This window comes from Candidatus Nitrosotenuis chungbukensis (genome assembly GCF_000685395.1).
In the GTDB taxonomy this organism is placed as follows: domain Archaea; phylum Thermoproteota; class Nitrososphaeria; order Nitrososphaerales; family Nitrosopumilaceae; genus Nitrosotenuis; species Nitrosotenuis chungbukensis.
In genome coordinates, this window is sequence record NZ_AVSQ01000021.1 from 17,280 (window position 1) to 41,882 (window position 24,603).

26 protein-coding genes are annotated in these 24,603 nt (G+C 40.7%); 15 read left to right on the forward strand and 11 right to left on the reverse strand.

Annotation, left to right across the window (positions count from 1 at the left end):
- Positions 1-5: 5 nt before the first annotated feature.
- On the reverse strand, positions 6-1,178 hold the full coding sequence (locus NKMY2_RS09125; RefSeq protein WP_157832521.1) for a hypothetical protein: 1,173 nt from the start codon (positions 1,176-1,178) through the stop codon (positions 6-8).
- A 374-nt stretch (positions 1,179-1,552) separates the two neighbouring features.
- Here NKMY2_RS09125 and NKMY2_RS09130 point away from each other — a divergent pair, with 374 nt between their 5' ends.
- From NKMY2_RS09130 to NKMY2_RS09140, 3 genes are all read left to right on the forward strand, one after another.
- Positions 1,553-1,912, forward strand: a complete 360-nt coding sequence (locus NKMY2_RS09130; RefSeq protein ID WP_042687483.1) for a hypothetical protein — start codon at positions 1,553-1,555, stop codon at positions 1,910-1,912.
- A gap of 47 nt (positions 1,913-1,959) precedes the next feature.
- Complete coding sequence (locus NKMY2_RS09135; protein WP_052347738.1) at positions 1,960-2,418, forward strand: gamma-glutamylcyclotransferase family protein; 459 nt, start codon at positions 1,960-1,962, stop codon at positions 2,416-2,418.
- A 67-nt stretch (positions 2,419-2,485) separates the two neighbouring features.
- The gene (locus NKMY2_RS09140) at positions 2,486-3,082 is read left to right on the forward strand and encodes a hypothetical protein (RefSeq protein ID WP_042687485.1); all 597 of its coding nucleotides are present in this window, start codon (positions 2,486-2,488) and stop codon (positions 3,080-3,082) included.
- A gap of 41 nt (positions 3,083-3,123) precedes the next feature.
- On the opposite strand, the gene NKMY2_RS09145 is transcribed toward NKMY2_RS09140, so the two are convergent.
- Positions 3,124-4,236: a PIN domain-containing protein gene (locus NKMY2_RS09145; RefSeq protein WP_042687487.1), complete on the reverse strand. Its 1,113-nt coding sequence runs from the start codon at positions 4,234-4,236 to the stop codon at positions 3,124-3,126.
- Between the two features lie 126 nt (positions 4,237-4,362).
- Between NKMY2_RS09145 and NKMY2_RS09150 the strand changes: the two genes are divergently transcribed.
- Positions 4,363-4,932: a DUF4145 domain-containing protein gene (locus NKMY2_RS09150; protein WP_042687489.1), complete on the forward strand. Its 570-nt coding sequence runs from the start codon at positions 4,363-4,365 to the stop codon at positions 4,930-4,932.
- 67 nt (positions 4,933-4,999) lie between these two features.
- On the opposite strand, the gene NKMY2_RS09155 is transcribed toward NKMY2_RS09150, so the two are convergent.
- The gene (locus NKMY2_RS09155) at positions 5,000-5,509 is read right to left on the reverse strand and encodes a hypothetical protein (RefSeq protein WP_042687491.1); all 510 of its coding nucleotides are present in this window, start codon (positions 5,507-5,509) and stop codon (positions 5,000-5,002) included.
- A gap of 94 nt (positions 5,510-5,603) precedes the next feature.
- On the opposite strand from NKMY2_RS09155, the gene NKMY2_RS09160 reads away from it, so the two are divergent.
- From NKMY2_RS09160 to NKMY2_RS09175, 4 genes are all read left to right on the forward strand, one after another.
- The gene (locus NKMY2_RS09160; RefSeq protein WP_042687493.1) at positions 5,604-6,773 is read left to right on the forward strand and encodes a DNA double-strand break repair nuclease NurA; all 1,170 of its coding nucleotides are present in this window, start codon (positions 5,604-5,606) and stop codon (positions 6,771-6,773) included.
- Complete coding sequence (locus NKMY2_RS09165; protein WP_042687496.1) at positions 6,773-8,566, forward strand: ATP-binding protein; 1,794 nt, start codon at positions 6,773-6,775, stop codon at positions 8,564-8,566. Before NKMY2_RS09160 ends, NKMY2_RS09165 begins: the two co-directional genes overlap by 1 nt.
- A 125-nt stretch (positions 8,567-8,691) precedes the next feature.
- The gene (locus NKMY2_RS09170) at positions 8,692-10,593 is read left to right on the forward strand and encodes an ATP-binding protein (protein ID WP_157832522.1); all 1,902 of its coding nucleotides are present in this window, start codon (positions 8,692-8,694) and stop codon (positions 10,591-10,593) included.
- A gap of 55 nt (positions 10,594-10,648) precedes the next feature.
- Positions 10,649-11,050, forward strand: a complete 402-nt coding sequence (locus NKMY2_RS09175; RefSeq protein WP_255347578.1) for a DUF559 domain-containing protein — start codon at positions 10,649-10,651, stop codon at positions 11,048-11,050.
- Here NKMY2_RS09175 and NKMY2_RS09180 read toward each other — a convergent pair whose 3' ends face one another.
- From NKMY2_RS09180 to NKMY2_RS09190, 3 genes are all read right to left on the reverse strand, one after another.
- Positions 11,051-12,148, reverse strand: a complete 1,098-nt coding sequence (locus NKMY2_RS09180) for a DNA cytosine methyltransferase (RefSeq protein ID WP_157832524.1) — start codon at positions 12,146-12,148, stop codon at positions 11,051-11,053.
- Positions 12,149-12,746: 598 nt separating this feature from the next.
- A complete protein-coding gene (locus NKMY2_RS09185) occupies positions 12,747-13,748 on the reverse strand; it encodes a DMT family transporter (RefSeq protein ID WP_320408965.1) in 1,002 nt (333 codons plus the stop codon).
- Entirely contained in the window at positions 13,682-14,578 is an 897-nt protein-coding gene (locus NKMY2_RS09190; RefSeq protein ID WP_042687512.1) for a type II/IV secretion system ATPase subunit, read from the reverse strand. The genes NKMY2_RS09185 and NKMY2_RS09190 overlap by 67 nt, the downstream gene beginning before the upstream one ends.
- A gap of 48 nt (positions 14,579-14,626) precedes the next feature.
- Here NKMY2_RS09190 and NKMY2_RS09195 point away from each other — a divergent pair, with 48 nt between their 5' ends.
- From NKMY2_RS09195 to NKMY2_RS10575, 4 genes are all read left to right on the forward strand, one after another.
- Complete coding sequence (locus tag NKMY2_RS09195; RefSeq protein ID WP_042687515.1) at positions 14,627-16,450, forward strand: VirB4 family type IV secretion system protein; 1,824 nt, start codon at positions 14,627-14,629, stop codon at positions 16,448-16,450.
- Positions 16,451-16,672: 222 nt separating this feature from the next.
- Positions 16,673-16,858 carry a hypothetical protein gene (locus tag NKMY2_RS09200; protein WP_042687518.1) on the forward strand — a complete coding sequence of 62 codons (186 nt, stop codon included), beginning with the start codon at positions 16,673-16,675 and terminating at the stop codon, positions 16,856-16,858.
- A 3-nt stretch (positions 16,859-16,861) separates the two neighbouring features.
- Entirely contained in the window at positions 16,862-17,197 is a 336-nt protein-coding gene (locus tag NKMY2_RS09205) for a hypothetical protein (protein ID WP_042687521.1), read from the forward strand.
- A 106-nt stretch (positions 17,198-17,303) separates the two neighbouring features.
- A complete protein-coding gene (locus tag NKMY2_RS10575; protein WP_076613425.1) occupies positions 17,304-17,468 on the forward strand; it encodes a DUF1059 domain-containing protein in 165 nt (54 codons plus the stop codon).
- Positions 17,469-17,544: 76 nt separating this feature from the next.
- Here NKMY2_RS10575 and NKMY2_RS09210 read toward each other — a convergent pair whose 3' ends face one another.
- The 4 genes from NKMY2_RS09210 to NKMY2_RS09225 all read right to left on the reverse strand — a co-directional run bounded on the left by NKMY2_RS09210 (position 17,545) and on the right by NKMY2_RS09225 (position 21,868).
- Entirely contained in the window at positions 17,545-18,390 is an 846-nt protein-coding gene (locus NKMY2_RS09210; RefSeq protein ID WP_042687524.1) for an FAD-binding oxidoreductase, read from the reverse strand.
- Positions 18,391-18,521: 131 nt separating this feature from the next.
- On the reverse strand, positions 18,522-20,633 hold the full coding sequence (locus NKMY2_RS09215) for a 3-hydroxypropionate--CoA ligase (protein ID WP_042687714.1): 2,112 nt from the start codon (positions 20,631-20,633) through the stop codon (positions 18,522-18,524).
- 42 nt (positions 20,634-20,675) lie between these two features.
- Positions 20,676-21,356, reverse strand: coding sequence for a type 1 glutamine amidotransferase (locus tag NKMY2_RS09220; RefSeq protein ID WP_042687527.1), 681 nt, complete (start codon positions 21,354-21,356; stop codon positions 20,676-20,678).
- A 2-nt stretch (positions 21,357-21,358) separates the two neighbouring features.
- Complete coding sequence (locus tag NKMY2_RS09225; protein WP_042687530.1) at positions 21,359-21,868, reverse strand: hypothetical protein; 510 nt, start codon at positions 21,866-21,868, stop codon at positions 21,359-21,361.
- A gap of 92 nt (positions 21,869-21,960) precedes the next feature.
- Here NKMY2_RS09225 and NKMY2_RS09230 point away from each other — a divergent pair, with 92 nt between their 5' ends.
- A complete protein-coding gene (locus NKMY2_RS09230; protein ID WP_042687533.1) occupies positions 21,961-22,248 on the forward strand; it encodes an AbrB/MazE/SpoVT family DNA-binding domain-containing protein in 288 nt (95 codons plus the stop codon).
- Positions 22,249-22,264: 16 nt separating this feature from the next.
- Positions 22,265-22,657: a putative toxin-antitoxin system toxin component, PIN family gene (locus NKMY2_RS09235; protein ID WP_157832526.1), complete on the forward strand. Its 393-nt coding sequence runs from the start codon at positions 22,265-22,267 to the stop codon at positions 22,655-22,657.
- 120 nt (positions 22,658-22,777) lie between these two features.
- Here the strand turns inward: NKMY2_RS09235 and NKMY2_RS09240 are convergent, their stop codons facing one another.
- Positions 22,778-24,049 carry a Glu/Leu/Phe/Val family dehydrogenase gene (locus NKMY2_RS09240; RefSeq protein ID WP_042687538.1) on the reverse strand — a complete coding sequence of 424 codons (1,272 nt, stop codon included), beginning with the start codon at positions 24,047-24,049 and terminating at the stop codon, positions 22,778-22,780.
- Positions 24,050-24,166: 117 nt separating this feature from the next.
- On the opposite strand from NKMY2_RS09240, the gene NKMY2_RS09245 reads away from it, so the two are divergent.
- Positions 24,167-24,526 (forward strand): PPOX class F420-dependent oxidoreductase, encoded by a 360-nt coding sequence (locus NKMY2_RS09245; RefSeq protein WP_042687542.1) that lies wholly within the window; start codon positions 24,167-24,169, stop codon positions 24,524-24,526.
- Positions 24,527-24,603 lie beyond the last annotated feature (77 nt).

A 24,603-nucleotide genomic window follows, 5' to 3' on the forward strand; every position in this document is an offset into this window, starting at 1 on the left:
GTTCATCAAAGTACAGATCCCAAAGAAAACACCATCTTGTCATAATTCAGTCCCTTTAGCTTCTGTCGCCTATATGAGATAGGCAAGGTTGGGTCAGTTGGCAATGAAACAAAAATAGGAAATTCGTCTGGCGCGAGACATAAAAATTGCACAAAATCACGACCAATGCCCCAATTCATGTTGTTCCACATGTTTGCGTTTTCTTCCAATATTTCAACGGCGTATTTACTAGTAATGGTATTGTTTTCAAGCCATTTGTATGCAACATCAAGATCAGGATAATCAAAATACTCCAATGAGTCTCCGATGATCCTAATACTTGAAAAAACAGCATCCAAGTTTTGTGCTGCCGCTTTGAAATCATTTTGATTCCCCACAATTATTCCTCGAATAGAAAGAGTTATTGGTACAGATTGAGCTTTTTGATGATAAATTTCTTCCAGCTTTTTTCCTGTTTGATATATAGATGAAGAGAGTTGTTTTGTTCTTGGAAATGTTTTAGTGGCCACAGTAGGAATAAAATTATACCCGATTCCAGTGAAAACATATTTTGTTATCCCTTCTTCCATAGATTTTAGATATCGACTTAATTTTGAAGATGTGAGTTTTGCAATTTGATTCCATTTTACAGATCTAGTGAAAACAAACTGAACAACAATTCCACAATTTTTACTAGTGTTCATTGCACGAATTAATTTATTGATTATTGGTTCTTGTAGGGGTTCAAGTGAGGTAAAATTGAATTGATTTGCGAGCTCAAAATCAAAAAAATAGGCATGGTGATTAGAAGATGAAGATTCACTCAGAATTGGCAGCATCTTTAATCCAGTGTCCCGGTATTCAAGTCCTAATGATTTGGCATAACCTTGAATGTCCTGCAAGGTAGATCTTATCACTAATCGAATCGTATCGGAGTCATCATGTTTGTACAATTCAAACGACCTTATCGCCTCAGTTACAATATGAGAAAGAGGAATGTTATTCTCTTTTAATGTAGGAAATATTTCATATGCTATGATTTCTAGGTCTGGTGGTTCAGATACATAATTTGCATACATACCAGCACCAAAATAATCTGGATCGGGCATTCCATCTTTTTGAAATTTTTTGAGGAATTTAGGAATTGTTTTTCGACGAATTAATCCGATAGTTTTATTTTTGTATTGAAACCAAACCACAAAAATAGAAGACATTTCAATTTTTTAAAGTTTCTTCACATTGCTATCGATGTAAGATTCGTTATTACACTACAAAATAGCCCAGGATTGAATTAAGTTCAATATGTTTTCTGATATATAGAAGTCCGAGAAAGAAATGATTGCAGCAAATTAACGAATATGTAGATAAGAGAAAACACAACATCCCTTCGGACTCGTTTTCAATGTGGTATCGGGCACCTTTTTCACAAATCAACGGCAGGGAGTCATCTCCGTTTCAGCGACGTTAGTCCAGATACCTCAGGAACGGGTCAGCGAATGCGGACTGAAACGGAGAATGAGTGAGGCACAGGCGGAAATCTTGAATACCATTAAACTAGAATCATTGTTGAACAATGGATGAACTCACGGGGTTTCAAATCGAAGAAGTAGTAAAAGAAAAACTTGAGAAAGAACACGGTAAAAAATTTTCAAAGAGAAAAATCACTATTGGAAACTATGACCGGGAAATCGACTTACTCTCAGACGATGGAGAGATCGCGGTTCAGGTCAAAAGCGGCAAAGATTTTTCATCTTCTGGACGAATTAGCCCCTACAGATTTGCCGAAATCTGTATAGATTGTCTAATTCTGATGGCATCTAAATCACCCAAAAAATTGATGATTCTTACCGATAAGGGAATGCTCGAACAATTTAACAAAGAATCAGGGGGCTTGCCTATATTCGGAGTTGAACTAAAGTTAATCGAATGTTAGAGATCATGAGCGAAGTTGAATAAATAGTTTAAAGTGATAATGAAATAATGAAATATTTTGCATATGGTTCTAACATGAGTCAGGTTCGGATGAAAGAAGAGAGAAAAATAAATTTTCTCAATAGGCGCCATGCGGTGCTGAACAACTATTCTTTTCAGTTCAACAAAATAGCTACCGGTAAACTTGCCAAATCTGGAGAAGGAAAGGGAAACATCGTATGTAGTGCGGGGGGAGTAGTTGAGGGCGCATTGTATGATATTAAACCTATAGATCGAAACAAACTTGATTGCGTCGAAGGATATCCTTTCCATTACGAAAGAATTACAGTCATGGTTCAATTAGACAACGAATCCGTTGTTGAAGCATTCGCCTATATTGCGCATCATGACAAAGTAAAGAACGGACTAAAGCCTACCAAAAAATATCTCAGTTACTATTTGGAAGCTGATGATATCTTGTCAAAGGAATATTATCGAAAATTGAAGTCTTGGCCTACACTAGATTAGTAAATCACACACATTAAACAGTAGAATTACCTAAAAGATTTTTGTATGGGCATTCAAACTATATGCAATGAGTAATTACCCGATAGAAGACGAATATGCTCACCACATAACTAATCAAATTGTCGATTATTTTAGAAAACGTGGATTTGATGTAACGTCAATTCCAATTTCTAGGAATGTGGAGAGACGGGAAGGCTATGACTGGAGATACGAGATAAAAGGCTTGAATAAGGTGTTTATGTTACAGTTCAAGAGACCAAATCCGCGAGACACCAACATATCTTGGGAATTAGACCAAGTTCAGCATGACAATATTGCAGACAAGCCGTATATTTTCTACTGCCTTCCAAAGAGTAATCAGAGAGAGGAGATGGAGGTTATGATCCACAGGTGTCTATTCAAACGTGCTTCTTTTCCCTTTGTGAGAATTCTGAGACCGCAAATGTTAAGATACTGTGATGGTTGGGGCAGTTTTGCATCGAAAGTACTTCAATGTCTCTATGGTATAAGGTTGGACATATCTAAAAGAAAAGACGAAGATGTATTCGAGGATGTAGAAATAAACTTCAAAGAACCTATTGCCATCTTCGGCATCTCCTTGAAAGACAAAAAAATAAAGATATTTGCAAATGAGAAAATAATAAAGAAATCAGATCATGAATAGTCTAAGAATTGTAATCTTGAGAAACAAAAGTGTACTAAATTCTAGGAATAATGCGCCGCGTTTGCTAAATCCATCTTCTTGATTTCTTCCGAGAGCGTAGTCAAATGACTGTGAATTTCTGTGAGTACTGTCAATGACATCCCTGCATATGGTCCAGCTTTTTTCGCAAGATCAATCAGCATAGATACTACGTCAATGATCCAGTTGATCATCTTTTCAGCGTTATCGCCTATCAAATTCAGAACTGATTTTATTGCCTCTGAAAACTTGCTACGAGTTTCTTTGCGAGAGATTAGGATTACTGTTAGAATAACCAAGCCAATGCCCAAGATAATGCCTAGAATCTTCTTAGCGTTTGGTGGGATTCTTGAGATCAAGTCGCTGACTTTGTCAACAGCGCCAGATGTCATCCCTTTGAGCAAATCCCACATAAGTTGGAGTATTTCGAATATGCCTTTAACTATTGCAATTATCACCTTACCTAGGATTTCTAATACAAACGGCAAGACATCATTCATGATGAAAAACGAGAACATGCCGCGGTGAAACACTCCGACAGTGTCATTCAAACCTTTCATGCTAAACGTACGAACAGAAGGTATCTCATAGTCATTATCGTATGTGAGAACTGCATGAGCGCCCATCTCTATGTAAAGGCTGACAAACGGAACATCTGACGGATCCCTATCCCCTATAATCTTCATGGCTGCATTTCTTGCAGCGTCATTCTCTACGTCCTTGATAATTATGATCTGCCTTATTTTTTCCCATCCTTCCCTAAGTTTTTCCCTGTCCAATCCTTTTGCCTTCTTTCCTCCAATGAACTTTTGCACCTCTGATTCTATTTCTCTTGGAGAGTAGAACGTAAAGAGAGGATTTTCCGCCAGTTTGAAAATGATTGATGGTTCGCCTTTGGCATAACGTTTGAGGGTCGAGTTCACAATGTTAGTGTCCATCACAATACTAACTTTGAGTTGGCCCAGCTTTTCCCCAAGCCAGACATGCATATTCTTCTCAATCCGTTCCTTGACCCATATCCACATGTCAGAATCAAGCGATTTGCTTACTTCATTTAGATACCACTCTACCTTCTCTGAAACATCTGATTTTCCATTAATGATAGCCTTTTCTACTTTTGGCTTTGGATTTTCCACGTCATGGACAAGTTGATTCTTTTTTAAGAATTTAACTTTTGTAAGATGAATTGAGATCGCAGTGAACTATGAGCGGAAGCCGGTGTAAATTTAATTTAGGAATCGGTAACTAAATGTTTAATCGTTATGGATTTCATAGGCCCGAGCAAATGCGATGAAGCAAGAATGTCTAGGGAGATGGATATTGAAAACGTCTGGAAGGATTTGACAAATAATAAGGGTTTTGTTGAAACGTACGCCCTATTTGGTCCTACAATTGATTTTTTTAGGGAAGCACAGTCATGTTATCAAAACAGCGCATACATGGCTACAGCATTAATGTGCAGAGCTACGACAGAGATTGGAATCTACTATCTGGTTTCAAGATATGTTAACAAGTATTCTCCGGAAGACAAAACAGTATTGGAAATAAAAAAATTGCTTGAGATTGGAGATCAGTGGAGAACAATTTTTCAAGTCGCAAAAACTAAATGTGATATTAACGAAAATCTTGAGCTGGTCATAAACGAAATCAGGGAGGCGGGAAATTTTGTAGCGCATTACGCGCAGAAGATGGATAAAAGAGATTTTAACCATCTTGTTGAGAAAGAGTCTTGGTTTACCAGAGACAAGGCATTAGAGATATTAAAGAAAACGGTTCTAGTGATAAATCATCTTCTTAAACATACATACGAGCGACTTCCAAAAAATTCTTGAAATCTTGAGCACATTAAGATGAGTCGAATTTTTTTCTAAAATGTATTTCAATGATTAGAAATGATCATCAATAACCTATGATCAGAATCCCTTTCAGTGGCAACTCAAGCTTTCTGCTGGCATACAAAACATCAAAAAACAGATTAACTGCCTCGAAATCCTTTTTGCCCCTGTAAACTTTTCTGACAGCAATGACTAGATAATCCGTTGCGTTCATCATGCACGCTTCAAAGAGATCTTTGAGGAATTGATTATTGGCAACGGCCCTGCCTGCCTCTACCTCAATAACGGTTTTCGTTTCCCCGTTGTACGCATCGGCGTTAAAAGACTTGTCCATTTTTCCGTTCTTGCCAAACAACACCGGTATCCTGACAATGTTTTCCCTTTTCGCAGAAGCTTCAACTTCGTACCCGAGTTCGGTAAGGCCTTCTCTGAGAAACGAAAGTACTTTGTTACTGACGAGTGTCATTGTTTGAGAACCTACGTGCTGCTCATTTTTTACAAAAACGTCTATCACGCCTTGAAGATGCTTTGGCATGGCCGCCGATTTGGGAAAGTACTGCCACGTTATGTCCATACACATTAAGCAAGTATGACATTCTCTTAACTTTTCGGATCTGTTGTTGTGCAATCGGCATAATCAATAAAAGCTTGCAAACCAAGTTCTTTTAATGGAGACTTACGATCCGGAATCATCTTTTTCTGATCTTCCTCAAGCCATGGTTGAGGAAATGCTTTCTGATTACAAAGGGTTGTCATCAAAGGTATCTGACGACATAACTAATTTGCAAAAGGACAAAGACAAGTTTCGTGACGAATTGAAAGGCAGAATGAGACATGAATCAGACGTTATCAAAGTGCAATCTTTTCCGACCACGGCCGGAACTGATGGTTCTAACTGCTACGATAAATTACTAGCAACTGATTTTGTTGCAATAGCTGCAGTGGCAGTAGAGGGACTGACTCCTCCTAAGATGATGGAACCAATTTGGAAAAAACCGCGTCATTTTGTCAAAGTTGAAAGTTTACCGCACGATGAAAATACGGCAGTATTATCTCAAGCAATAATGTTTTCCATGGAAATGCAGCTTGCTGCATTGGCTCCACACAATGTGATTTTTATTGACGGCTCTCTTCTGACTTTGAGCATTTCTTATAACATCGCACTCAACAAAAAATCTCCCGAAAAACTAATAGACTTTTTGATCAATGGAGATAAAAAAGAATACTCTGATGACAGAGCCAAGTTTCAGGGAATAAAACACACGTTGGAATGTTATAAGGAAATTCTAGCGGCCAAAAGGACCGACAGAATGGTGGTTGCAGCTCCAAAATACACCGTAAAAAACGACGTTTGCAAAAGCATAGGAAAAGAAGGATTCGACGACAGAGGATTTTTGTCTGTCATTCTCAAACCTGGCGAATTCATTGAACCTTTTGAGTTTGAAAGGGATCATCCGGGTAAATTTCTAATTGCAAGCCTTCACGATGAATTAAAATCGGTAGCAGATGACATAGAAAAACTTCTCCGTGAGATTCATGTCACGTACTACAAACCGAAAGAACATTTTCCTGCCATCAGATTAGAAATGAGCTCGGCGGTAGCAAAAAACAAAGAGCGTTTGGCGATGTTGTTTGACGCAGTCAAATTGCAAACTGGGTATCCTGGAATCATGGAACCTTATCCAACTTATCTTGCGGACAGGATGGTAAAGCATTTGTCGAAGGCTTTGCCAGTAATAAAAGGAATTTCCATGAATCAAATGGTAGAGAAGTGGGAGGGAAGCACCTCTGACATCAACGTGTCCATGCATTCGTATCGGACTGGTGGGTTCAGATAATGTCTGAACTTTCCAATTTGGTCGACAAAGCCGAAGACATAGGTGTAGTGGGTTCTCCATCTTCCACCTCTCACTTAAAGTTGGACATTTTGGGCAGAGCGGCTGACAAGAGACTTGTCGGTTCTATGGCGGTGCTAAAATACACTCAAGACGGTCACGCAAATTACGCTCTGGGTCAGATTACGGAAGTTTCTCTTTACAACCCTTTTGTGATGGATCCTACTATGAGGTCCATAATACGACAACGTGGTAGCGTTGAACCCATCACTGAACGGCAAGACACGCACAGTGCTGACATGTTGATAAGCGCCGTGTTTCAAGAAAGCGGAGACGGACTTGATCCGAGCTCGTTTTCCACTGTTCCATCTACGGGTTCTCGGATTAAGACGATTAACCAAGACATAGTAGATAAGTTAGTTTCTCCATATTCAAAAGAAATCTCGTACATAGGAAAAATTTTTGGAACTGATGTCCTCATGCCAAGCCTTTTCAGGAATTTTGGGAACGAAGCGGAAGGGGGCCTTGGTGAGGCAATGCACATAGGAGTTTTCGGAAAAAGCGGTTCAGGAAAATCGTTTCTAGGAAAAATGATTCTTGCCTCATACATGAGGCACAAACAGATGACCTTGTTAGTGGTCGATCCGCAAGGAGAGTTTTCCAAAATGAAAAATGACAAAAATTTGATGGATTATGTTGAAAAAACACTTGGAAGAAAAATTGAATTTTATGATTTATCGAAACTAGTTCTTCTTCCAGAAATAGAATTATTCAAACAGATTCTTGTCAAATCAAAATTTCTCAAAGATCTTGGAATAAAAAACATGGATAATCAAGAAGATGGGGCAGACGAAATAGCCAAAATTTTAAGTCATGATTGGGGCCACTCGATTGCAAGCGGAATTACCGGCAGGATAAACCTATGGGATGCTTACCAAAGACCTGTTTTTGATCATGTTTGGGAAAGGCTGACACACACGCGGCCAAGAAATGGTGAACAGATTCCTATTGTAATTGAAAGAATCTACTCGACCCCGTCATACAGAGATAAAGTTTTTAGCGACATGCAGGACATAACGCGAAATCCAGAACGTTTGGAGGCTTTTTATCAAAAATGGAGAAAAGTGACGAGTCTTTTTGGCAGAGAGGGAATGGGACCGTCTAACAATTTGGCTCTCATTTTGAAGGCCATTGGAAAACGCGGAGACGGTAGAATCATCATAATCAACTTGTCAGAAGCCGAAGTTCCAGATTATCTATTTTGGAACGAAGAGATCAAAAAAGTTGCAATAAATCAAATTCTCCAGAGAATCGCAGAAGTGGCTAAGGATCAATATAATGAAGGTGGATCTCTTAATTCTCTCGTTGTACTTGACGAAGCCCATGAATTCGCGCCAAGGGAAAGAACTGACGAAGAGGAAATCATCGAACTAAGAGATACACTTACCACTGCGGTAAGAGAAACCAGAAAATATAATCTTGGTTGGATGTTCATCAGCCAAACCTTGTCCAGTCTAGACAGAAGAATAATCGAACAGCTTCGAATGTATTTCATAGGGTATGGTCTAGCTTACGGTATCGAACTTAGCGGTGTAAGGGAATTATTGGCTGGAAACGATTCGGCAATACGCCTGTATCAGCAATTCCAAGATCCTAAAAGCAGTTACACGAAGCCGAAGTATTCGTTCATGTGCATAGGGCCATCATCTCCTATGTCGTTCTCACAAATTCCGTTGTTTTTAAATTCCTTGAATTATCCAAAAGAGTTTCTAAATATTAATGACAAAACCAATTGATTACGTTGTATTAATTTGGTAGAATGACATTCCGAGAGTTTTTTGTGGTTTAAGATTGGACACGGCCAACAACGCTCAAAGTTCCTGTAAATATCTTTAATACGTTACTTTAGCAAATGGTAACAATGACCCTACCTGAGTTCAGGATGCATTTTGAACCAACTACGATAGAACATTTGGGACACAGCTTGTACACTAGAATCGCTCCGGTAATCGGAGAACTGGTTTCTAATTCTTGGGATGCTGAAGCAGAGAAAGTGGAGATTACAATTCCTGAAACAAGTATCACCCCAGACACGGAAATAGTTGTTAGAGATTATGGAAACGGTATGAATCCTAACGAAATAAACGACGCATATCTTCAAATCGGTAGAAATTGTAGGGTTGAACTTGGCAGAGAAGTCACAAAAAACAAAAAACGAGACATAATGGGTAGGAAGGGAATAGGAAAGTTGGCTGCTTTTGGCGTTGCCAATGAAGTAGAACTGCGTTCCATAAAAAATGGCGAGGCTGTTTGCATCAAATTAAATTTTAATGACATGAAAACATGGCCCAAAGAAAAAGGAGATTATCAACCAGTAGTAGTAGACAGTAGAACTGGAAAAACAAGTGAAGAAAATGGAACCGAATTAAGAATTCGTCAAATACAGCGTTCCACACCCATTGTAAGCGAAATAGTTCGGAAGGAATTGGCACGAAGGTTCATCATAGTTACCAAGAAAGATTTTGAAGTGTATGTGAACGGAACAAAGATCACAAAAGCTGATAGAAGACTTCGAGAAGACTGCAAAAAATCATGGGAGATCAATGACCTCCCCATGGGAAATATCATAAGTCAATCTGCGGGTTGGCAGGTGGATGGATGGATAGGTGTAACATCAAAAACGTCTCAAACAGAACGCGGATTAGATATCTTTGTGAGAGGAAAAGCAGCTGAGCTCAACACTATGTTTAATTTGAAAACTACAACAACGCAATTTGCAAGATCCTATGTTGTTGGAGAGATTACCGCTAATTTTCTTGATACACAAAAAGGCGATTTCGTTGGAACTGGAAGAAGTTCAGTTCAATGGGAAACATTACCGGGTGAAGCGTTAGAAAAATGGGGCCAAGAAGTTCTCAAGTATATTTTTGCCGAATGGCTAAAGATGCAAAAAAAAGAAAAAGAAGACAAAATAGCAAAGTTAACAAATTTTCATACTTGGTATCAATCTAGAACTACAAGAGAACAAAAGGTAGCAAAGACATTCTTCGATGCCATAATAAACGATGAAAATATTGAACCCGAATCTGCAAAACCGTTGTTAGAGATGCTAAAAACAAATATCGAATACCAAGCTTTTCAAGATCTGGTGGAAGAGATTGGAGAAAAAGGGATCAGTGTTGAAACTTTGATCAAACTCTTTAACGATTGGAGAATAATAGAAGCACGTGAGCATCTAATTCTTTCTGATGGCAGATTTGAAATCATTGAACAACTTGATGATCTTGTTGAACGAGGAGCGTTGGAAGTCCAACACATACAACCAATTTTTGAGGAACATGGATGGATCGTAAACCCATCGTGGAATGAAGTAACTGGTCAAAACAGATATTCAAAGTTGTTAAGGGAGCAATTTGAGGAATCCTCAAAATTAACTGAAAAAGACAGAAGAATCGACATATTGGGGTATGAGGTTGGAGGCACTCTGCACGTAGTAGAAATAAAGAGGCCAGACAAAACCCTAAGTTGGGCCGATTTGGATCAAATTGAAAGATACGTGCGATGGGTAAGAAAAAATGTCGTTGGGACCGGAAAAGATTCTCCAAGATATGCAACGGGATTGCTCATAGTGGGCCGCCTAAGCAGAGATTCCACGATCCAGGACAAACAGACTGCTCTAGCTGGTCAAGACATAAGAGTTGAAACTTTTAGAGATCTGTTACACACATCTGAAAAAGTGTACGGGTTGGTTGACGAAAGATTGCAAAAAATAGCACCAGAATATTCACGCAAAAAAAGAAAGGAACGTAAGAGATCCAAATGAAAATAGAATAAACATTTAGCATAACCGTCAGATAAAGTGCTTTATCATGAATGATATGTTTTCTAAGAAAAAAAGAAGTGAAATCATGAGCAAGATCAAAAGCAAGAATACCAAGCTTGATTGCTCAATGGCAAAGATTTTGACAAAATCACACTTTACATTCAGACAATATCCAAAAATTTTTGGAAATCCAGATTTTGTAGTGAAGAAAAAAGTGGTAGTTTTCTGTGACAGCTCATTTTGGCACGGAAGAAACTGGAGAAAATTGAAACAAAAACTGTCACGCGGTAACAATCCACAATACTGGGTTTCTCACATCGCAAAAAACAAGAAACGTGATAAGATGGTAAACAAGAAGATGAGGAATGACGGTTATATAGTTGTTAGATTTTGGGACACGGACGTTTACAAGCGACCCGAGTGGTGCATCGACGAAATCAAAAAGGCGTTAAAGTGATCAAGGCAGTATTTTCAGCAAATTCTCCGCTATTTTCTGAGTCAGTAAGACAGGTACTGCGTCCCCAATCATCTCTTCTAAGTCTTGTTTGGATCCCTCCATCTCAAAACTGTCCGGAATGGTCTGAATGCGGGACGCTTCCCTTATCGTGATTGCGCGGCTTTGTGATGGGTGAATGAATCTTCCGCAGGCCGGAGTAGTGCATCTACCAGTTATTGTCCCAGACGGCTTGTCCCATGACATCCTACCGTAAACTGAATCCGCACCATGTTTAATTTTCTTGTGGCATTCCAACCACATGCTTCTAGGAAGGTCTGTCCTGCTCCCACCATCCTTTGGAACGTGTTTTATCATTTTCAGAACTTTTGCACTGTGATTTCTTGCGGAATGTAACGAATCGTTTCTGTCGGTTTGACCTGGTCGAAGTGATTTTAGCTCTCCGATCGCATCACGAACAGTTTTTGGTTTTTTGATTTTATTTTTGTAAAATTTTTCAATTTCCTCTGTTTTCTTTTTGGTGAGAAATCTCTTTTTTATGGATATTGCGACCACTCTGAATCTGTTCTGTGGAACTCCAAAATCAGCCGCGTTCACAGTGCCGTAAAATGTTACGTATCCTGCTCGTTTTAGTGTCCTCAAGTATCTTTTAAAGAAAATTTTTCCCGGCCCTTCTATCATCCACGGAACATTTTCAAAAATTACTGCGGTGGGCTTGGTTTCCTCGACTAGTTTGGCGAATTTGTTAACGTACCTGCTTCTCGGATCCTTCAAGACGTTTATACTCCTCGTATCCGACAGCTTGCTGAATGATTGACACGGAGGGCAACCGATCATGCAAAATTTTCCTCCCTTTCTTAATTTTGCCTCTGCGAGAAGATCTTCTCCGTCAATTTTCAGGACATCTGATTGAATCGGTTTGAGGCCGATGTTCTTTTCGTATATGCGGCATCGCAGCGGGTTGATCTCTAGCGCGGCGGCTATTTGAAAACCGGCTCTCTTGAATCCAAGTGAGGCGCATCCCATCCCAGAAAAAACGTCTATTACTTGATAAGCGCCTTTCATAACGCCTCTTTCGTCAAAATTTCGATTGGAGGACATACTCAATCTCTTATTTCTCAGCATTTATCTTTTCATACGTCCTGCGGCAAAACAACTCAAACTCGCTTAAGATGTTACGTTTTTCGTAACTCCGTAGTAGTTCCGAAACATTATGCCTCTTCCAGACATGTGAATAAGACGCACTTCATTGCCGTATCCGACAAGAGTCAAGTGCGTGAAGGTTGATTATGCTACATCTTTTAGAGCACGTATTTTACGATCTCATGTGGAGTTAGTAACGGTTCAAAAATCATTTCAACAGATCACTTCTTGGGCTTATCCCAGTATGGACTCTTACATTTAGCGCAACGCGTCGGTTTTTCTTTGTCTCGTGATAACCATTCATGCCCACACCTATCACATTTCAAAATTTTTCTAGTTACTTCCCCCAACACCAATAGTGCGCACTAACAGTATAAAGTCTTATATACACTTTAAGTGTACACTAATAGTGTATGAGATACTTTGAGAATACATTGATCTGCGAATCGTGTCAGTACGGATTTTGTGAGGATTGTGTCGCACCATCATGCGGGTGTCAATGTAAAAAGAAATATCAATAAAATAACCTATTTTAAATTTAAAAATAATTTAATGATTAAAACGCGGCCATTTTTCCTCGCAGAAAATACGTACCAAAAATGATAAACCCTACAGCGGCCACATGTAATTCACGTATAGATTCACTCAAAATGAAATATGAAAGCATCACACCAAATATGGTGGTGGTTGAAAACAAGATTATGCTTCTCGTTGGTCCAATTATTTTAATTGCAGCAACCAAAAATAAAATAGAGATCCCAACTCCAAAAATCCCGGTAAATAACACAGTTGGTATTTCTTCAAGTAGAGTTTCTTCAAAACCTAGGTAAATTCCACCAAAAAACAATGCAGCGGCCAAAGCTGTGATCCCCGTGATATAGGAAGTTATTTCCATCATTCGTAATGAGCCAATATTTTCGCCGACTTTTTTAAACAACAACATTTCAATCCCATAAAAAAAACAAGAAAGAATCACAAGAAAATCACCAGCAATAGACGAATGTGATGAATCATGCATCGATGTATCGATAAACACTGGAACTAACACAGACCCCACAATTATTAATAAAAATGGAAATATTTCATATCGACGTAATTTTTCTTTGAGAAAAATAAAAGCAATCAACATGGTAAACACGATATCCATATTTCCTAAAATAGCCCCATTCGTAGCAGATGTCTTTTCTAAGCCAAAGTAGAATGTTGTGGTGGCAATAGCTTCAATTATGGAAACAGTCAAAAGCATGATCTTGTCGTTTTTCCCGATTTTGGAAAATGAAATTTGTTTGTATTTCGATAATTTTTTTGATTTTGAAATTATTTTAATTAAGAATGTAAACAAAATGGCAGACACCAAAAACATCAATGCAGTTATTGAAAATGGATTGAAAGTTGATTTTACAACATGCTCGTCAAGGATTGGTTTTGGTAATACGTCGGCAATTGCGCCAAAAAATGCAGACATTATTGCCAAACATATTCCAAGTGTGACTAATTTTGTACTCTGGTGACATGTATCTGTTCTAAACACGATGACATCCCAATCAAATATACACACAACTTGTATATTTCATTTCCACATTTGGAAATAAGGTATTCAAGTGTTCTAAAATCAATCATCAAATCATTCAATGCACCACACTTCAAGAGATGAACTATGGTGTACGGATCCTCGGCAAATTTTCTTATGTCCAATGTCGGACCTGGAAGAGAAACTTCGCGTTCATAAGTAACTATAATTCGATGCCCTTCAGGAGTCATAGCGTTCACGATAGGGGTTGCAGAAGATACACTATTTCCTGTTTTTTGCATTAATTTTTGAATGTATGAATTCATTAGTTCTACGGTACCAAATACGACATTGGTATCAAGAATATTGAATTCGCTAAATTGTCGATGAATTACGCCCACATTTCTATCAAATCGTTCTACGGTAATCTCTTCAAGTTTTTTATCTTTCATCAATACATCTAGAATTCCATATCCCAAAACATCGCGAATAAGATAATACCTAAGTTGGCTAAAATTTTTTGAGACAATTTCAGTAATTCCTTGTTGATGTGCTTCTTCCCAGAGATGTTTTTCAATATAATTTACAGGGTCGTCATTTTTCATCATGGGTTCCATTGATAAAAATAACTGTTGCATCATATTGGAGTACACAGTATGAGCTTCAGTATTCAGTACAGGCTCTGAAATCAAGTATTTACCAAACCGTGTTATGAAGACAATTGCGTCTCCAACTTTGTATGAATCTATTATGTCAGTTTCTGCATATGATGCAACGTGGCAGATAACATCAAAATTTGGGATTAAGTTGAACTTTGATGGATTGGTAGATCGAATTTTGATTTTTTTGTTATTACCATAGCGATCATATGATTTCATAAATAATATGCAATGAGAGGTTTAAAAGAATACAAATTTTTACTTTTAATGAAGAGATCAGTAAAAATAACATTACCAGAAAAAATTAAGATTTCAACATTTGCCTATGAGATAAAACCTACTAATTTCGGCACTCTTCCAGACGATAAAAAAATGCTCGCTCTATCAAAGTTCTTTCAAACACTAAGTTCCATTCAAAAGCCAATTAGGATCATAATCCTAAAGGAACCATTAGAATTAGAGATAGGAAATGAGACAAGATATTTGCAAATACCAAGAACATATGTTGTTTCTAACGAACCATTAGAGTTAATCCTCGAACAAATCGGATTAGAGTATTCGATGATATCTTCGGTTCCAGATTGGAAGATTAAATCAGAGAATCTAAACAATGTTATTTTAGAGAACAATAATTTCGCAAAGTGCTACACATTATACAAAATTCCATCCACATTACCTGCAGCGTGGACACATTCATTGTTATCAAGGACAGACATGGTCTCTATTTGGATCAAACCAATTGAGAATCATAAAGCTGTATCTCAGATGATCAGATACACTGGATTAGTTGGTACAGGTGCTACAAAATCATATAATGCAAAACATTCTTTCCAAAAAAGTCAGGAAGTGCTAGAAGCACTGTCACGTCAAGAAACAAAATTATTCAGTTGTTCAGTCGTTGTAACAATAGTAACAAGAGATTTAATTTCATTAAAGATTGCAGACAAAAATTTCAAAACTACGATGAGAGCAAACTTGGCTTCATTCGATGCCATATCTGCAATGCAGAAACAAATGTTAATCGAGGGGATTGGAAAAGTTTTGTATTTTGAATTAGGTTCAACTGCAATTTTCTACCCATTTGTGAGTGCAGATATGATTGAGGTTCCAAACGGAGTCCCACTTGGAATTAATCTGAATACGATGGCTCCAGTCATATACGATTACACCCAAAGAGAAAACTATAACATTTTGTTCTTAGCGGCATCAGGTGCAGGAAAATCAGTTACTGCCAAGACATGCCTTACTAGACTATCAAGCAAATATCCAGACGCCATGATATTCATAATCGATCCCAATGGCGAATATGAAGCAGTTGCCGAATACCTGAAACTAAATTCAATTAGAGTGACGCAAGAATCAAAATTAGGTTTAGAGCCGTTCAAGATGTTTACTCCTTCTGACGCTGCAGACATACTTGGCGACATTACAAAGGCGCCAGACACGGTACGAAAGGAGTTCAGGGCGAAAGCCGAAAAATGTAGCAGTGTAAAAGAATTGTGCGAAAAGACAAGCGAGGAGGCCAAAAAATTTCTTGTGGATTTAGTCGAGGGCCCAATTTCAAACGTGCTCCAAGGGGACTCGAGATTTGAGGACAGAATGGTGATTTCCCTAAGGGGGACTTCGGGGGAGGAGCGCGTGTCAATGCTGCTGCTCTTGACACTTGGCAAGATATGGAAACAAATCAATTCGTCGCCTACAAGAATACCTAAAATTCTTGTAATCGATGAAGGATGGATGTTGTTCCAGATGGCTAGCGCTGGACGATTCTTAAACATGATTGCAAGGATGGGAAGAAAGTTCAATGTCATTTTCATGTTCATTACACAGCGGCCGGAGGATGTGATAGAAAATGACTTTGGCAGGGCAATTGCAGACAATGCTGGAACAAAGATATTTTTGCAAAATACAGAACAGGCCTCTGAGAAGATAAAAAATGCGATGGTACTATCAGATCTTGAGGCAGACATGCTAAAGTCATTTGGTAAGGGGGAGTGCCTCTTTTTGACTAAGGATTACCGCTTGAGAGTCCAGATAACCCCAACAAAAGAAGAGCTCAAGATATTCTCAACCACTCCGACGACATCTTGACAATGCAGATTACAACAAGTTGTAGCAAACTTACAACACAGTACAAACTAACGAAGAAGAATATAGAAATAACGAGTTCAGATATTTTGTTTAGCGATTGCACGTATCATCGTTGAACATCTGTTAAGCAAAGTAAGATTAGGTTTATGTTTAATCAAAAAGCGATTCAAGCATACAGAAACAAGTCTTATATTGAAAGAAGTCATTTGTAATATGACAAATATGAAGTCAAATCTCGGGACATGCATGATAACTTTCCCAAACAAATCTGAAAAGGAAAAAGCGTTCTACGAACTTATTCATTCTAAAACACATTTTAGTGGTGTTGACAAGAATACCATCATCATTCAAGAAAAGGACTGTCAGTTTCTTGAAAGTAAGCACATAAAATACGAACGAATCCCATAAATTTTGTCTGATCTTAAAGTAGAGATTTTACTTCCGCTTTATTATAATCAAGATCAATCAGGCAAGCGTAAGGAAGTAGAGGGCTCAAAATTTACAGAGACTTTTGATGATCTCATGGACAGATTTGGGGGATGTACTGTCGATGATACCCCCCTATTAGGAGGATGGGTAGATCCAAAGACAAAGGATAGAATCAATGATACAAACACAACTTATTGGGTAGTTTGCAAGAAAACAAAAAAGAATGTGGAATTTCTCCACAAACTTAAGAAAGTGTTGAAGAAACGGTTTGAACAGGAAGATATAATGATGTATTTTGTAACCATAACTAGAATCTAGCCCAAGTCGACACCAAATCGGTTTAGCCAAATACAACAGGCAATATTTTGATCGTTCGTAAAGCCAACGAAATGAGATAAATATTATCAGTTTTTACCAAAGAACAGTGCCCACATTCATCTGCAGGGATTATGGTTTTGACTGTGATTTTGTTGCAAAAGCAGACAGCATTGAAAAGGTAATTGAGGAATTTAGCAAGCATTCGACTGACGAGCACGGAATCGAGTACTCCAAAGAAGCACTCATGCAGTTCATAATAAGAAAGGGCTAAGATTATTTCTAAAATAAATTACCAGATGTAAAATTCAGTTTGCCAAAGACACGTAAAATAATTTTGGGAGAAATATCTATCCGTACGACTCGTACTTTACTTCAAAGCTTCCGTCGTCGCGCTTGTCATGGAACGTGACAAATCCCTGTGGTGACAAAAAGTCCATCACGCCATCAATTGTTCCCTGCCAGCCGCAGATATAGAACATGGTGTTGTCCTTGGTGATTTTTTCGCCTACTAGTTCCTCAAGTGGTGACTTGCCGTTGTCGCGTGCCCTTAGGAAGTTTTCAACCCTGCCAGTTGGCCCCTTCCATGCACGGTTAAACCATTCGTGCGGCCTGCTGATTGCTGCGCGATATCTGAAATTCCACTTGTCTTTTCCCCTATCTAGGGACTCGTACTCTAGCTTGGTAAATGTCTCCTTGTAGCTTAGCTCATCAATGTAACTTGCACCGTGCAAAACCACGATCTCCCTTTTGTCACCCACTGCATGTAGGTGCTTTGCAAAGCTAACAAAGGGCGCAATTCCAGTACCGCCGCCAATGCAGACTATTCTTCTATCATCCTTGCGGCCGTCTGGCAGCCTTTGGTTAATTGTCAGGGCGTTTCCAGTGGGCTTGCCCAAGTACACCTCGTCTCCCTCGCTTGAATAGAACAGCTGCGTCGTCACACGGCCAGGCAGAGGCTTTCTGACCCACCTTATCACAAACTCGTAATACTTTTTGTTTTCAGGATGGGATGCCAGAGAGTACGCCCTGCGGACAATCTTGTAGTTTTCAGCAGTCACCTGGATGCCAAGCGTAATGAACTGGCCTGCCAGATAGTCTGGAATGATGCCGTCGTTTGGGGCTATACGTAAAACTACAAGATCCTCTTTGAGTAGCTGAACATAGATTATAGTTGCCTTGCTTTCTACGACCACGTTGGATTAATTCAATACTCAATGGTTAAATATTTTATGATATATCCCCACGAGAACCAGTTTGTAAAATCGATCTTTGCCAGATTTGACCAGAGCCACAGTTTTGAAAATATAGATTAGGATTGCGTAGGTTACAGGTGCTTGCCCCATTGTGCAAGCGCTGCAGCAGCTGCCACCCAGTCCCTAAGGTCGTCATACACTGGGACGCCCTCGTTTTCTATCAGCTTTGAAATCTTTTGGGTGTACGGTCCCCCGTTTCCTCCGACTAGCAAAGGCTTTTTCTTTTGTTTTGAGAACTCTGCCAGATGCTGGATGATTGTTTCCTCCAGCGGGTCGTCCTGGAACACAAACCACGGCATTACGATGTCCACGTTTGGATCCTCCATGAACTTTTGAATGGTATACCTATAGTCTTCTGCATTTGCGCCGCCAGTCACGTCAGCCGGGTTTCCCTTGCCAATCACATACGTTGGCGGAAAGTGCGCCTTCATTTCCTGCAATGTCTTTGGAGTTACCTTTGCAAGATCCAGTCCCAGTCTCTCAAAGTGGTCTATCCCGCCAATCATCGGGCCTGCGCCGTTGCTGCACATTGCTGCCCTGTTTCCCTTTGCAGCAGGCTGCCATGCAAGTGCCTTTGTCACTGCTGCCAATTCCTGGTAGCTGTCAACTGAGATGATTCCTGCCTGCTTGAATGCTCCCATTATGATGGCGTTGGATCCGCCAAGTGAGCCGGTGTGCGATGCTGCCTGCTTTGCGCCGGCCTCCGTTCTTCCGCTCTTCCAGATCACGATTGGCTTTTTCTTTTCCTTCATCACCCGTTTTGCAGTCTCGATGAACTTTCGTCCGTCGCCAAATCCTTCTACGTATAATGCAATCACCTTTGTCTGGTCGTCCCCTGCCAGATACCAAATCATGTCTGCCTCGTCCACGTCAGAGCGGTTTCCGTAGCTTACCATTTTTGACAGCCCAAAGGAATCCGCAGTTTCCAAAAAGCTGATTCCCATTGTTCCGCTTTGCGATAACAGTGCGACTGGGCCCAGCTTTGCGCGAACCATTCTTTCCTGTCCCTGGAATGCGCAGTCCAGCCTGTTTGCGGCATTGAACATCCCTATGCAGTTTGGACCGATAATTCTGATTTTGTGCTTTTCTGACAACTCTTTGATTTGCGCCTCATAGTCGGCCCTCTCCCCTCCAAGCTCCTTTCCGCCGCCTGACACAATTACGACGTTGTGGATTCCCTTCTTTGCGCATGCTTCGAGTACCGGTGGTGTGACTGACAGGTCAACGCACACCACAACCAGATCAACTGGCTCAGGTATTGCATCGACAGAAGGATAGCACTTGATTCCGAGTATTTCCTCTGCCTTGGGGTTAATCGGGTAGACCTTTCCCTTGTAGTCGTGCTTTGCAAGACTGTCAAGGACCGAGTTTCCGACCTTTCCAGGTGTGGCAGATGCGCCTACCAGTGCGACAGACTGGGGCGTGAAGAATTTTTCCATGAAAGAGTCGTTTGGCTTTGCCTTTGATATTGCGTTTTTGTTTACCTCCTTTGATAGTATGATTTTCGCATCAACCACATAGTATGATTTTGGGTACACTACTACGGGGTTAAAGTCGATGCTGTTGACATATTTTGCATTGTCAACGCCGATTTTACCGATTTGGACTAGCGCCTTTGCAAGCATGTTTTGGTCAATTGGCTCGCTTCCGCGGAAGCCCTTGAATATTTTAGATGACTTTAATTCGCTTAGCATCGACTTTGCGTCAGATGTTGTGATTGGGAGCATCCTAAATGCCACGTCCTTGAACACTTCGGTCATCACGCCGCCAAGTCCGACCATCATTACGGGGCCAAACTGCGGGTCGTTTTGAAGGCCGACGATCAGCTCGATTCCCTTTGGAACCATTTTCTCCAGAAGTACGCCTTTTACGTGGACTCCCTTTTTCTTTGAGAGTCGCCCGTACATGTCGGTAAATGTCTTTCTTACGTCCTTGTCATTGTCAATTCCCACCTTGACTCCGCCAACGTCTGTCTTGTGGAGGATTTGCGGGGAAACTATTTTCATCACCAGAGGATAGCCGATTTTCTTTGCAGCCTTGACTGCCTCGTCTGCAGACGTGACAAGCGCGTATGGGGGCACCTTTACCCCGTATGTCTTGAGGATTGATTTCGAGGCTTCTTCGGTGATTACCTTGTGATCTGTTTTTATTGTTTCTTCAAAAATTTTCAGAGTAGAACTCATAATGTGATCGAATCCCTCCAGATTCAATATATTAAACTTTGGTCAAAGATTAAACTCGGACTTGAAGTTCCGGTAAAAAGTTCTCATGTTGTTTTGGACACCGGGCAGATTTTGATCCATTTGGTTTTGGATTGATTTTGGATCGATGTACGGGATTTTCGCCAGATCGTCTGCGGCATTCTCAAGCCAGGACAGAATTGTTTCCCTGTCAACTTCGAGGTGGAACTGCACGCCAACTGCGCTTCCCGCCTGAAATGCCTGGTTGTACAGTCCAGAATATGCAAGTCGGGTTGCGTTTTTTGGAATGTCAAATGTGTCGCCGTGCCAGTGAAACACTGTAAACGGGCTTTGTATTCCCCGGAACAAGTTCGATGCCGAGTCCACCCGTATGTCGTCATAGAACCCAATTTCCTTCATTGGTCCCGAGAACACGTTTGCCCCAAAGGCCTTTGCCATTAGCTGCGAGCCTAGGCAGATCCCAAGTACTGGAATGTCTTTCCCAGACGCCTCCCTGATCAGGCTCATTTCGTTTTTGAGGTATTCCAGATTGTCGTTTGCACTCTCAGGTGCCCCAAGCACCACCACCGCGGAATGATCAAGGCTTGGGAGTTTTTCCTTTTTTGCAAAAACAACATCCAGGCGAAACCCGTCAGATTCCAGCAACCTGCCTAGTTCCCCAGGCCCCTCAAGCCTTGCATTTTGTACGACAAGTATGTCTGACATCTTTAGCAGATTGTGTCCTTGTTCATCATCTCCAAGAACTCCTGGCCGGAATACTCGTGCGTGACAGAGAGCGGAATTGCCCAGAACAGCGAATATTCTAGTGTTGCAACCACCCTCATCTTGTCTGTGTCAACGCGGGTAACGTCGGTTCCCTGTATTTCGGTGTCAAGAAACGAGAAAAATATCTGCGAGACTTGTTTGTCATCTGCCTCAAACTTGCCACTTATTTGCGCCTCAGAGTACGGCTGCACCGCAGTCCCGGAGGCGGTAAATTTCCCAATCGGCTTCGAGTCGTAGAATATGGTAAAATGGTATTTTGAAAAGACTGCAGGATAGTCAGAGTCGTTGCAGACTGCCATGTTTTTGCCGTGCAGCACTGAAAGATAGTCAAAATCAGAGGCCCACTTGAACTGCAAGCTGCTTGCAGAAACAAGATTCAGAGACGAGTAGCCAAGCGAGGACGCAATTACGATTATTGACACTATCACTATTATGGTGTGCTTGTCTGCCACGAATGATAAAGTGGCCTAGGTGTAATTTTAGGTATTTGGCCCTTTTAATCTACGATGATCATAAATAGTAAGAAAGTAAAATAGTCTTACTGATGAGAATATTAGAAGACCCAGAGATTACAACGATGAGTGAAAAAGGACAAGTAGTCATACCTCAGGAGATGAGAAAACATCTTGGAATAAAGCCCAAGACCAAATTCATAGTATATGTTGTTGGCGACAACATAATAATGAGAAAGCTCGACATGCCAGACATAAAAAAAGAATGGAAAAGCATATTCCAGACAATGGATAAAAAACACCTCAAACTAGACGAAAGGGAAATCGCAAAAGAGATCAGGTCGTACAGGAAGGAAAAACACAAAAAATCAACGGGCTGATTTGATGTTGAGGATCGTGCTCGATACGAATGTAATTGTGAGCGCGATAATTCATAATGGAAAGCCCAGAAAATTACTCCAGCTTGGAATTAACGGGAAATATCAAATTCTGACATCAAGAGAAACTCTAGAAGAAGTATCCGAAGTTCTTCAAAGACCGAAATTCAAGACGACTGGCGAGGATATTGCACACATCATATCCGCACTAGTAGCGTCAAGTGAGAACGTGTCGATCAGATCACATTTCCAAGTCATAACCGATGATCCTGACGATAACATCATAATCAATACTGCGTACGATGGAAATGCAGACTACATAGTTTCTGGTGATAGAGACCTACTGAATCTTGAAAACTTTCGCACCATCAAGATCATAACGATAGACGAGATGCTAAAATTAGCATCATAAGTATGCAACAATTACACGTAGATTAAGGCATGAGATAATTGCAAAGATATCACAAAAAACCGGCAAACGGGTTAAACCTAGAGTTCTTTCACAGATTATTATAAAATGAAAAAGAGGATTTTATGGCCAGAGGCCCTTTGCTTTGAATGCTTCAAGAACTCGACTTACTGCCAAAACCATTGCTGCGCGTCTCATGTCCACCTTGTGCTTCTTTGACAAGGCAAGCGTGTCGCGGAATCCGCGCGTGATGTGGTCTTCCATCTTCTTTGCAACCTCGTCAAATGTCCAATAGTATCCCATGTTGTTTTGCACCCACTCGAGGTACGAGATACAGACACCGCCAGAGTTTGCCAGAATGTCCGGAATCATCAGTATTTTCTTGCCGTACAGAATTGGATCTGCGTCTGGCATGGTTGGGCCGTTTGCCGCCTCTGCAATTATCTTGCAGTTTATTTTCTTTGCAATGCTTGCAGTGATTTGGTTTTCAAGTGCTGCTGGAACCAAGATGTCGCACTTTGTTGTTAGCAGTTCCTCGGTGCTGATTTTCTTGCTGCCCGGGAATCCGACAACAGAGCCGGTCTTGTTTTTGAATTCCAGAACTTTTTTAGAGTCCATTCCTTTTGGATTTATGATTGCACCCTTTGAGTCAGATACCGCGATTACCTTTGCGCCCATCTTTTCCAGATATTCCGCAGCAAAGGTTGCAGCGTTTCCATACCCTTGCAGCACCACCTTGGCGCCCCTCAGCTTGAGGCCGATTGTCTTTGCGGCGTCTCTGATGCAGTATGCGCACCCAAGGCCTGTTGCCACATTCCTTGCAAGCGAGCCTCCAATAGAGAGCGGCTTGCCGGTAATGACGCCAGGATCAGATTCGCTTCCATGCAACTTGCTGTAAACGTCCATGATTTGAGCCATTTCAGTTCCAGTCGTGTAAACGTCTGGAGCTGGGATGTCTTTCTTTGGTCCGATTATCTCAGAGATTGCATAGGCGTATCGTCTCGTGATTCGCTCAAGCTCTGCTGCGCTAATCTTTTCCTTTTTGGCGTTGAGGTAGATTCCCCCCTTTCCTCCGCCTAGCGGAACGTCGACTACTGCACACTTCCAAGTCATCCAAGACGATAGCGCCTTGACCTCCTTTTCCATGTACTCGACTCCGCCTTCAGGATCAAAGTATCGGATGCCGCCCTTGTACGGGCCTCTGTCGTTGTTGTGCTGACTTCTAAATCCAATGAATGTTCTAATTTTTCCGTTGTCCATCTTGACTGGGATCTTTACCCTTAGAACCTTGTTTGGCTCTGCCAGATAGTCCCTCAGGCTCTTGTCAATCTTTAGAATCGAGCAAGCGTCGTCAAGTTGCTTTAATGCATTCTTCCATGGATCTGCTGAAATCAAATTTATCGAGTATCCTGAAGCCAGATTCTATTTAAGTTTTCGAGGAAGAGTCGCTCGGATCGCCGATCAGAAACGATTTCACAAAATCGATATTACAGTAGCAGGCAACTGACTGCAATGAGTGACAGCCTTTTAGATCAGAAGTACATCAACCTGGAGACATATAGAAAAAGTGGAAAACCAGTGTGCACCCCCGTGTGGTTTGTCACGGACAACAATACCATCTACGTGATCACGACAAAGGAGACAGGCAAGGTAAAGCGGCTCCAAAACAACAAAAACGTCAGAATTGCGCCGTGCGGGTTCAGGGGTGAGCTGAGGGGGGAATGGGTCTTGGGGACTGCGAGGTTTGCAGAAAAGGACGAAGCCGAAACGGCGCTAAAGCTTCGAAAGAAAAAGTACGGGCTCCAGGCGCGCCTAGTCGGGGCACTCGTTGCAAGAAAGGGCGAGCCTGTCGTAATTGCGATTTCGATTTGAGAGAATAGAAAAATCATCACACCGTAATCAGAATGCCGCTGTTTTGGTTTATTTGTAAACAAACAATTTCAAATGCC